The organism is uncultured Shimia sp. (genome assembly GCF_913054185.1).
In the GTDB taxonomy this organism is placed as follows: domain Bacteria; phylum Pseudomonadota; class Alphaproteobacteria; order Rhodobacterales; family Rhodobacteraceae; genus Shimia.
On record NZ_CAJXIV010000038.1, the window covers coordinates 23553 to 32471 of the forward strand.

Consider the following 8919-nt stretch of genomic DNA (forward strand, 5'->3'; position numbering starts at 1 on the left):
TGATTTATAACAAAATCCGCATGTGTCAATTCTGGCAGGTTGCCGACCCCAAAACTGCATAATCCGGTCAAAAATCCGTTGGGGCGCCGCCGTCTTCTTTGCGTTTTGCGACAAACTCCGCCAAGGCCGCGCGGTGATCAGAAGGCATTTCTGGCGCCTCAAACTGCGCAATGATGTCCTTATAAAGGTGATGCGCACGCTCAGCTGTCCACGCGCCCCCTGCTGCGTCAAACGCCTCGTAATTGCGCCAATCAGAGACAAACGGCTGATGGAAGGCTGTGGTGTAGCGCTCCTGCGTGTGCTCAATGCCAAAGAAATGCCCGTCTGTGCCGACCTCTGCAATTGCCTCTAACGCAATCTCACCAGCGCCGGTGGCGCAGATTTCCGGTTCCATATACCGCTGGATGATTTGCAGCTCCTCACAATCCATCACAAACTTCTCCGGGCTTGCAATCAACCCGCCCTCCAGCCATCCGGCGGCGTGATACACCATATTGGTGCCCGACTGCACTGCGCTCCACAGGCTGTTACACGTTTCCCACATCGCCTGTCCGTCTGGCACATTTGCCGCACAGACACCGCTGGCGCGCATCGGCAGTCCATAAAACCGCGCCATCTGGCCAGTCATCTGTGTTGCGCGCATGTATTCCGGTGTGCCAAACGCCGGTGCGCCAGATTTCATATCCACATTGCTGGTAAATGTCCCAATCGCACAGGCCGCGCCAGGGCGAATGTATTGCGCCAAAGCCACGGCACTCAAAGCCTCTGCCAACGACTGAGCCACTGCGCCCGCCATTGTGACCGGCGCCATGGCGCCAGCGAGTGTAAAGGGTGTCACCACCAAGCCTTGATTGCGCCGCGCCATACGTATCCATCCGTCCATCATCGGGTGATCATGTTTGAGTGGCGAGGTTGAATTGATGTTGGTGAACATACGGGGGCTGGTTTCAAATTCCTCATGGCTCAACCCGCCCGCAAGCCGCACCATCTCCATGGCATCCTCCACCCGCTCTTCACCCAGCGCGTAGGCGTGCACCACTTTGTCGGTCAGGGTTAGCGCATCAAACAGCACGTCCAAATGGCGGATTGAAGCATGGATATCCTGCGGCTCCACCGGATAGCCGCCAGTGAAATGGATGCAATTGAAGACCTGCGTCAACTTCAGAAGGTTGGCGCACTGCTCTCGTGTGCCGGGCACCTTGCGGCCCAGCTCAAGATCCCAGTAATTCGGCGGACTTGAGACATTGCCAAACAGGATGTGGTTGTCGCCCATCACCAATTGTCGATCTGGATTGCGCGGAGTCATCGTCCAATGCGCCGGGGCTTTGCCCACCATCTCCATGACAAAGGCGCGGTCCATAAAGACCTGCTCGCCCTCCACACGGCACCCTGCCTGCTTCAATAGTTTCCGTGCTTCGGCGTTGTAAAACGCAATACCGATCTCTTCGAGAATACGCATCGCCCCGTCATGGATGGCTTGCACGCCCTCCTCTCGCAGCGGCTCTGTTGGGCGATCCATGTTTATCGGCAGCCGCCACGGCATCTGTTCGATGGCGCCGGACGTCTTGCGCCGCGCCGCATTGCCCGCGCGGCCACCGCCGCGCCGTCCTCTGGGTTTGCCTTCTGGTTCCGACATCGTTGCCTCCCCTTCGCGTTAGAAAAAGCAGATGATATCTTGCGACGCCTGTCTGCGCGTTTGCGACAAAAGGTGTCGTTTTTGAAATGCGGCCTTGGGGCCAACTGCCAAAATAGAACGGCGCACCCAAAGGCACGCCGTCAAAGCATCAGTATTTGGTTTCTTGTCAGTCGACCATCCAAGCCGGGATGTGCCCAATATTGGGCAAAACCACATCCGCATGGGGCGCGAGTTCCGCCTCCAGCGCCACGCCGGTCAACACAGCAACCGTCTGCATCCCGGCCCGACGCCCAGCGATCAGATCGTGGGTACTGTCCCCCACCATCGCCACCCGCGCCGGGGCCAGTTTGGTATGTTGGGCAAACGCCAAAAGCGGCGCTGGATCAGGTTTGGCCCCAAAGCCGCTGTCAAACCCGGCGATTAAATCAAACTGGTCCACAACCCCAGCCTCAGTCAAATGCGCTTTGGCACCATATTCTGTGTCATTGGTCATCACGCCCAACTTCAAACCTTGAGCGCGAAAACCGTCCATCAAAGGGGCCAACGGCACCGCTGGTGCAAGAGGTGCATCCGCTGCAGCCAGCATCAAAGCTTTATCAATCGCGTCCACATCCGAGCCCGGCAATACACTCGCTACGGCCTCCGCGGCCTCACGGTTGGTACCGGCAATCACAAAGCTCTCAGGCCGGAAGGCCTGTGCTGCCAGATCAAACATCAAGGCATCTGCAATCCGCTGCGAAAGCTCTGTGTCACCCTGAGAAAAGCGGGCAATCATACCTGCTGCCCAGCCGTTCCATGTGGCCCCGAAATCAAACAGGGTGCCATCTTTGTCAAACAGTAGTCCGTCTACGCGCATATATGGGGGTGCCTTAAATCTGTGGTGTTGAGCGCGACCTTGCCTTGCTCTTTTGCACGGCGCAAGCCTGTCGGCCACATTAACGAAGCCTTAGTCTCAGGTCCAATGGGTGCGGGCCGTGCCAAGCAATGTGGCCGCCGCCATCATTGGCACCTCATAGGCGAGTGTGTTGAGGTCACAAAATTCAACCACCCAGGAATCATCCATGGTGATAAACTCAAGCACAGACCCCAAAAATTCAGGCTCAGACGCCCGCACACGCAGGTCGTCTATCGATGCCCCGGTGGAGCCAAGGAACACCGAGCACACCTCTTCGTTGTTCACCAGCCAAGCCAAAGCCTTAAGCGCGGTGGTCTCCGCGACGTCCTGAGAAACACTCATTTTTTCTCACTTTCGAAAGGGTTTGTTAACCATTCATACCACATTATGAACGTGTCCCTTCTTTCCACAGTTTCAGGTTCTTCTATGGCAGCTCGTGTCTTGATCGTCGACAGCATTTCGGCGAACCGTATCTTGTTGAAAGTCAAACTTGCCAGCGCATTCGCTCAGGTTGAGCAGGCTGCCAGCGCAGGGGAGGCTTTGGATCTCCTGCAAACGGAGACCACCCCGGATCTATTGGTTCTGGGCGGTGACCTGGTGGACATGACCGCAATTGAGCTGTGTGCGCTTGTCAAAGAACAACCAAACCTGGTCAATCTGCCGGTGTTGCTGGTGCACACCGACGGCCACCGCGCTGATTTGCTCGACGCCCTGCGGGTGGGGGCGGATGATGCGTTTGACATGTCGGTCAGCACTGACGCGTTGTTGGCTCGTATCCGCGCGATTGTGCGGGGCCGCAATACGTTTGAAGAGCTGCGCCTGCGCGAACATGCTGGACATATTCCCGGCCTGGCCGAACCGCTGGCGGAATTTGACTCACCCGCCTCTGTTTTGCTGGCCGTGCGCAGCGAAACCGAAGGTGCACGCTGGCAGCCTCTGCTGTCCAAGATGGCGCCGTTTGCGCTGCGCTATCAGGTCGAAGGTGACATCATGCGCAACGTTGGCCAGTTTGCCGCGCCCGATGCCATTGTGATCTCGCTCGCGGTGGCCGCGCCAGAAGAAGCGCTGCGCCTGCTGGCCGAAATCCGCGCCCGCGCCGCCACCCGCCAGGCCGCTGTGTTGGTGGTGCTCGACGAATGCAACGACACCGCCCGCATCAACGCGCTGGACCTTGGTGCCAATGATGTGATTGCCGAAGGCTTCGACGCCGAAGAGGCCGTCCTGCGGCTCGACAAGATGATTGCCCGTAAACGCCTGACCGACCGTCTACGTCAAAAAGTGGACGACGGACTGACAGCCTCAGTGACAGATCCCCTTACCGGACTGTTCAACCGCCGCTATGCCATGCCGCATCTGGACAACATGGCCCAACGCGCCACCGACCAGACGGATCAAAAGGGCGACTTTGCGGTGATGCTGGCGGATCTCGATCACTTCAAAGATGTAAATGACAAATACGGCCACGCCGCTGGCGACATCGTGCTGGCGGAAATTGCCCGCCGCATGCGGGCCAACATCAAATCCGCCGATCTGATTGCCCGCATGGGTGGCGAAGAATTCCTGGTGGTGGTGCAAACCGACAACCGCAAGAGCGCCGCCAAAGTGGCCCAGCGTCTCTGTGAGGTGGTGCGCGCGGAGCCCATCTATCTCCGGGGTCGTGACGTCCAGATCCCCGTCACCGTCAGCATTGGCGTGGCCATGGGCAGCGATATGTTGAAGGCCAAGAAAGCCAAATTTGCCAACAGTGAAGACAGCCTTGCCTGCGCCCTGATCGATCAAGCGGATCAGGCACTCTACGGCGCTAAGGCAGATGGCCGCGACAAGGTGCTGCTGTCCATCGCAGCAGCGTAAAACTGGAGCGCAGAAGAAAGGGGGCGCTGCCCCCACCCCATCTAACGACGGGCCTGCCCCGGGATATGTGAGGCCAAATGAATATCAGGGCTGCTTTGGTAGGCGCGGTTGCCCGTCTTTTGGCGGGCGTTTCTTGTCTTTTGATCCGCGCTCGAGAACCTGTTCAAGCCGATCAGCGTAAGCCACACGTTCTGCATCACTCATTGATAGAATTTTGGCAAGGAACACATCCCGCGCCATCACGCGGCGGCGCTCGCCCGCCTGATCCAACGAGGCCACCAGATCACGCAGCGACGTTTCATCCAAAGGCGATGCCCGCAACACAGTGAGAGCTTCTCTGTAAAGCCGGTGATCCGCGCGGTGATCTACGTCCGACTTGCGATACGTGCTGCGAATGGCGCGGCCCACTTCGCGCTTGTCATCAAACGTCAGCGCTTTGATATAGGGCGAGCCAAACCGGTCTGCCACTGGCCGCTTGTCTCCATGACCACGCAAGCTGATCACCGCCCCCCCGACGACCCCAATGATCAGCAGGTTCAAAGCCAACGACCCAATCAAAAGCGCACGGGTCAATCGACGGGGTTTGGGGGTCGGCAAATCGCTTTTTGGCTCAGTCATGCTCACTCCTCCGCCGTGAAATCAAAGGCATAGGTATCATCTAGGTCGGAGAGGTAGCTTTGGGCGGTCTCTCCGTAAATATCAAGGCCAAGCGTGTCTTCCATCAGGGTTGTGCCCGCAGCCACCCCGATCCAAACACCGGCCACTCCGGCCATAGCCACACCGCTCAGCGCCGGCCACCCGCCGACTGCGGCCACTACAGCGGCCCACAAGTTGCGCCGCACTGGTGGAACCACCAAACCGGGTACGGCCACTTGCAATCCTTCCGCCTCACTTAGCACCCGTGCCATCAGGTCCGGCGACGGGGTGGCGCGGCTGTCACTACGGGCCGCCGCAAACAGATCGTCCAGCATATCGTCGTCAAACTTCTCAGCCATCGGTATACCCCAGTGCATCGCGTTGGCTGGCCAGAGCCTCTGCCAACGCCCGTTTTCCCCGCGCCGTCAGGCTTTCTACCGCCTCGACGCTGATTTCCATGATCTCCGCAATCTCAGGATTGCTTTGACCGTCTATGTGGCGCAACACCACCGCTTGCCGTTGACGATCTGGCAAAGTTGCCAGTGCGCTTTGCAACGCATCAGCGCGGGCGCGGTCTTGCATCTCTTGTGCCGCAGATTTGGCACCGTCTTCCGGCTCCGGAATGGCATCCAGCGCCACACCTTTGGCCTTACGCAGCCGGTCGGTGCACAGGTTGGCAGTCACCCGGTAAAGCCAGGTTGTCACCTTGGCCTCCCCCTGCCGCCACTCTGGCGCCTGTTTGAACAGCCGGATCATGGCCTCTTGTGCCACATCCTCGGCCTCTGCCCGATCCCCCAACATGCGAAAGGCATGCGCAAAGGCGCGCGGCGTCAGCCGCAGCGTCAAAGTACGCGCCGCCGCACCGTCGCCGTTGGCATATAGCACCAACAAAGCGTCGTCCGGCGTGTCTTCCTGTTGATCGTAAGGCATCGTCATGATCTCGATGGCTAGCCTCTCACGGGCATTAGTGCAATCTGGTCGGGACAGGGCGGCACGTGGCCGCCCTCCCGTAAGCGCGCTCAGTTCTCTTGAGTGTCGCCATGTTTTTTAAACCCGCGGGCTTCTTTGGCCGCATCCCACTCTTCCTGCGAGATGCTTCCGTCGCCATTGGTGTCAAGCGCCTTGAACATCTCCGCCTTACGCTCAGACCGTTTGCCAGCACGCGCGGCTTGCGCGGCGTCAAACTCTGCTTTGGAAATCTTTCCGTCACCGTCGGTGTCGAATTTCTCCAACATCTTCGCGGTGCGGTCGCCTTTAGGCTTCATCTCATCCACGCTCAACTGACCATCACCATTGGCATCCATCCGGCTCATCATATGGTCCAGCTTCTTCACCATCCGGTCGTTGCCTTTGGATTCGGCAAAAGCGGTCAGCTCTTCTTTGGTGATCACCCCGTCGCCGTCGACATCAATACCAGCAAATCGCTCTGCTGCTTTCGCTGCCATCTCCTCCACGGTGATAAAACCATCGCCATTGGTATCGAGCTGCTCAAAGCTTGGCATCTGCCCGCGCATGTGGCGCATCTTTCCGCCTTCTTTGGCGGACGCGGCAACCGCGGTCACACCCAGGGCTGCAATCACTACGGCGCTGATCATCATTGTGCTCTTCATGGTGGTCTCCTTTTGGGCCTGTCTTTTTGTCTCTCTGTGTCGGCTCATTGCCTGTTCAGTGATGGTAAAACGCGCCACCTCCAGCTTTCCGTCGCACATTCTCAATCTTTTTCTGCGAGAGGCTTTTGAGGGGGCTTTGCGACATCGCGACGCAAGTCAGATTGACCCCTTTATTGTTCATGCAAACCAACACATCTTGTGCACGCGAGCAGCGAGGGAAACGTTATGAGTGAAACCAATATGTCTGACGCCGTTATGGCCGAAGACGACCGCCCAATGAAGCAAGCCCTGTATCGGGGTTGGCGTCGGAAATGCCCAAATTGTGGGACTGGCCCAATGCTTAAAGGCTATCTGAAGGTGCGCGACCATTGTTCGGTCTGCAAAGAAGATCTAAGCCACCAACGCGCTGATGACGGCCCGGCCTATCTGACAATTCTTGTGGTGGGTCACCTGTTGGCACCGCTTTTGCACGTCGTCTTTGTACATTGGCGTCCGGACCCGCTTATTCTTTTCACCATTTTTTCGGTTGGCTGCGTCGGGCTCTCGCTCTACCTTCTGCCGAGATTGAAGGGGTGTGTGGTGGCTTTCCAATGGGCGCGCCGGTTGCATGGGTTTTAATAAGCCTGGCCACCTCGTCACGTGAGGGGAACACGACATGAGTAACGCCACCACCGTGGACAAAACCGCGATCCGCAACGCCGCCACGGTGATTGTGCTCAGAGATCGCGACATCAATCCGCAAATTCTGATGGGCCAGCGCGGCGCAAAAGCCGCGTTTATGCCCAACAAAGTGGTGTTCCCCGGTGGTGCAGTCGATCTTGAGGACGCGGACATCCCATTGGCCGCGCCGATTTCTGACTTCTGTGGTCAACGCCTGTGCGAAGATCGGCGGGATGACACCGGTGAGCAGATCGTGCACGCGCTGGCCGTGGCCGCCATTCGTGAACTGTGGGAAGAGACCGGTCTGATCCTTGGCACCAAAGGCGACTGGTCGATCACTCCGCCGGCAGACTGGGAAACCTACGCCGCCACCGGCCACGTACCCACCGCTGAGGCGCTACAATTTGTGTTCCGCGCCATCACCCCTCCGGGCCGCCCGCGCCGGTTTGATGCGCGATTCTTCCTGCTGGACGCCGATGAGATCTCCACCGATCTGGATGACTTCTCTGCTGCTTGCGAAGAGCTGTCTCACCTGCAATGGATTCCGCTCAAAGAAGCCCGCAGCTTTGATCTGCCCTTCATCACTGAGGTGGTGCTGGCCGAGATCGAAGCCCGCGTGACCGACCGCACCCCGCCAGAGGCTGTGCCGTTTTTTCGCAATGACGATGAGGAAAGCCTGTTCTTACGCCTGAAAGGCCGCATGCCGGACGTCAAAGGCCGTAACGACTAAGTCAAAAGCACCAGCGTCAGGATCGACACCGCCAAAAGCGCCATGCCGAAGTACTCGCGGCGGCTGATACTCTCTTTGAAGATCAGCACCGTGCCGATGATGCCAAACACCAGCTCCACCTGCCCCACCGCTTTCACATAAGCCGCATTTTGCAGCGTGAAGGCGGTGAACCAGCAAAACGTACCTGCCATGCTGGTCAACCCAATGAACCCGGCGCTGCGCCAGGCCGACAACACGCGGCCAACTTCGCCCGGCTCCCGCAGCATCAGCCAAATCCACATGCTGACCATCTGCATCAGCGTCACAGCGGCCAAAGTCACCAAGGCGCGCAGCAAGGCTGCATCTGTGGCCACCTCAAGCGACGCCCCGCGATAACACACGGCTGAGACCCCAAACAGCGCCCCGGCGACCAACCCCAGCACTGCTGAGGGTGTCAAAACCCGCCGCCAGCCCCGCGCCTCAGCCTCGATGGGCCCTGACAGCACCAACACCCCCGCCACGCCGATGGTGATGGCAATCAACCCCACGCCCGAGATGGTTTCTGAGAGCAGCACCAGCCCAATCAGGGCGGTGAAAAACACTTCGCTTTTGATAAACGCCATGCCCACGGCAAAGTTGCGCCGGCCAAAAAGCATCACGGTGCAGACCGTCGCGGTGATCTGTGCCGCGCCCCCTACCGCGCCGTAGAGCCAGAAGCTTGGTGCGACCTCCGGCAAGGTCACACGTCCGCTGGCCACCAATGTCGCCAAAATCGCCGCCGCAATTGGCGCGGAATAAACAAACCGCGCAAAGGTAGCGCCCGCCGCAGACAAAGACACCTTTGCCAGATGCTTTTGCAGCATAAACCGCACGGTTTGAAAGGCCGCAGCGGCCACGGAGGCGATGATCCAGAATTCCATGG

At 58.7% G+C, this 8919-nt stretch carries 11 protein-coding genes; 3 read left to right on the forward strand and 8 right to left on the reverse strand.

What is annotated here, in order from left to right; all coding sequences use genetic code 11:
- Positions 1-67: 67 nt before the first annotated feature.
- The 3 genes from QZ517_RS09910 to QZ517_RS09920 form a co-directional block, all read right to left on the reverse strand.
- Positions 68-1636 carry a trimethylamine methyltransferase family protein gene (locus QZ517_RS09910; protein WP_294225967.1) on the reverse strand — a complete coding sequence of 523 codons (1569 nt, stop codon included), beginning with the start codon at positions 1634-1636 and terminating at the stop codon, positions 68-70.
- A gap of 166 nt (positions 1637-1802) precedes the next feature.
- Positions 1803-2492: an HAD family hydrolase gene (locus QZ517_RS09915; RefSeq protein WP_294225970.1), complete on the reverse strand. Its 690-nt coding sequence runs from the start codon at positions 2490-2492 to the stop codon at positions 1803-1805.
- Between the two features lie 96 nt (positions 2493-2588).
- Entirely contained in the window at positions 2589-2873 is a 285-nt protein-coding gene (locus tag QZ517_RS09920) for a DUF3572 domain-containing protein (RefSeq protein WP_294225973.1), read from the reverse strand.
- A gap of 84 nt (positions 2874-2957) precedes the next feature.
- On the opposite strand from QZ517_RS09920, the gene QZ517_RS09925 reads away from it, so the two are divergent.
- Positions 2958-4382 (forward strand): diguanylate cyclase, encoded by a 1425-nt coding sequence (locus QZ517_RS09925; RefSeq protein ID WP_294225977.1) that lies wholly within the window; start codon positions 2958-2960, stop codon positions 4380-4382.
- Between the two features lie 84 nt (positions 4383-4466).
- Here the strand turns inward: QZ517_RS09925 and QZ517_RS09930 are convergent, their stop codons facing one another.
- The 4 genes from QZ517_RS09930 to QZ517_RS09945 all read right to left on the reverse strand — a co-directional run bounded on the left by QZ517_RS09930 (position 4467) and on the right by QZ517_RS09945 (position 6628).
- Entirely contained in the window at positions 4467-5000 is a 534-nt protein-coding gene (locus QZ517_RS09930) for a periplasmic heavy metal sensor (RefSeq protein ID WP_294225980.1), read from the reverse strand.
- A gap of 2 nt (positions 5001-5002) precedes the next feature.
- Positions 5003-5377, reverse strand: a complete 375-nt coding sequence (locus QZ517_RS09935) for a hypothetical protein (RefSeq protein ID WP_294225983.1) — start codon at positions 5375-5377, stop codon at positions 5003-5005.
- On the reverse strand, positions 5370-5954 hold the full coding sequence (locus QZ517_RS09940) for an RNA polymerase sigma factor (RefSeq protein WP_294225986.1): 585 nt from the start codon (positions 5952-5954) through the stop codon (positions 5370-5372). The genes QZ517_RS09935 and QZ517_RS09940 overlap by 8 nt, the downstream gene beginning before the upstream one ends.
- An 83-nt stretch (positions 5955-6037) precedes the next feature.
- The gene (locus QZ517_RS09945) at positions 6038-6628 is read right to left on the reverse strand and encodes an EF-hand domain-containing protein (RefSeq protein ID WP_294225990.1); all 591 of its coding nucleotides are present in this window, start codon (positions 6626-6628) and stop codon (positions 6038-6040) included.
- A gap of 225 nt (positions 6629-6853) precedes the next feature.
- On the opposite strand from QZ517_RS09945, the gene QZ517_RS09950 reads away from it, so the two are divergent.
- Positions 6854-7246, forward strand: coding sequence for a DUF983 domain-containing protein (locus QZ517_RS09950; RefSeq protein WP_294225992.1), 393 nt, complete (start codon positions 6854-6856; stop codon positions 7244-7246).
- 37 nt (positions 7247-7283) lie between these two features.
- Positions 7284-8018, forward strand: coding sequence for an NUDIX domain-containing protein (locus QZ517_RS09955; protein ID WP_294225994.1), 735 nt, complete (start codon positions 7284-7286; stop codon positions 8016-8018).
- On the opposite strand, the gene QZ517_RS09960 is transcribed toward QZ517_RS09955, so the two are convergent.
- The coding region (locus tag QZ517_RS09960; RefSeq protein ID WP_294225998.1) for a DMT family transporter at positions 8015-8919 on the reverse strand (905 nt) is incomplete at its 5' end. The two genes, QZ517_RS09955 and QZ517_RS09960, sit on opposite strands and share 4 nt — an antisense overlap.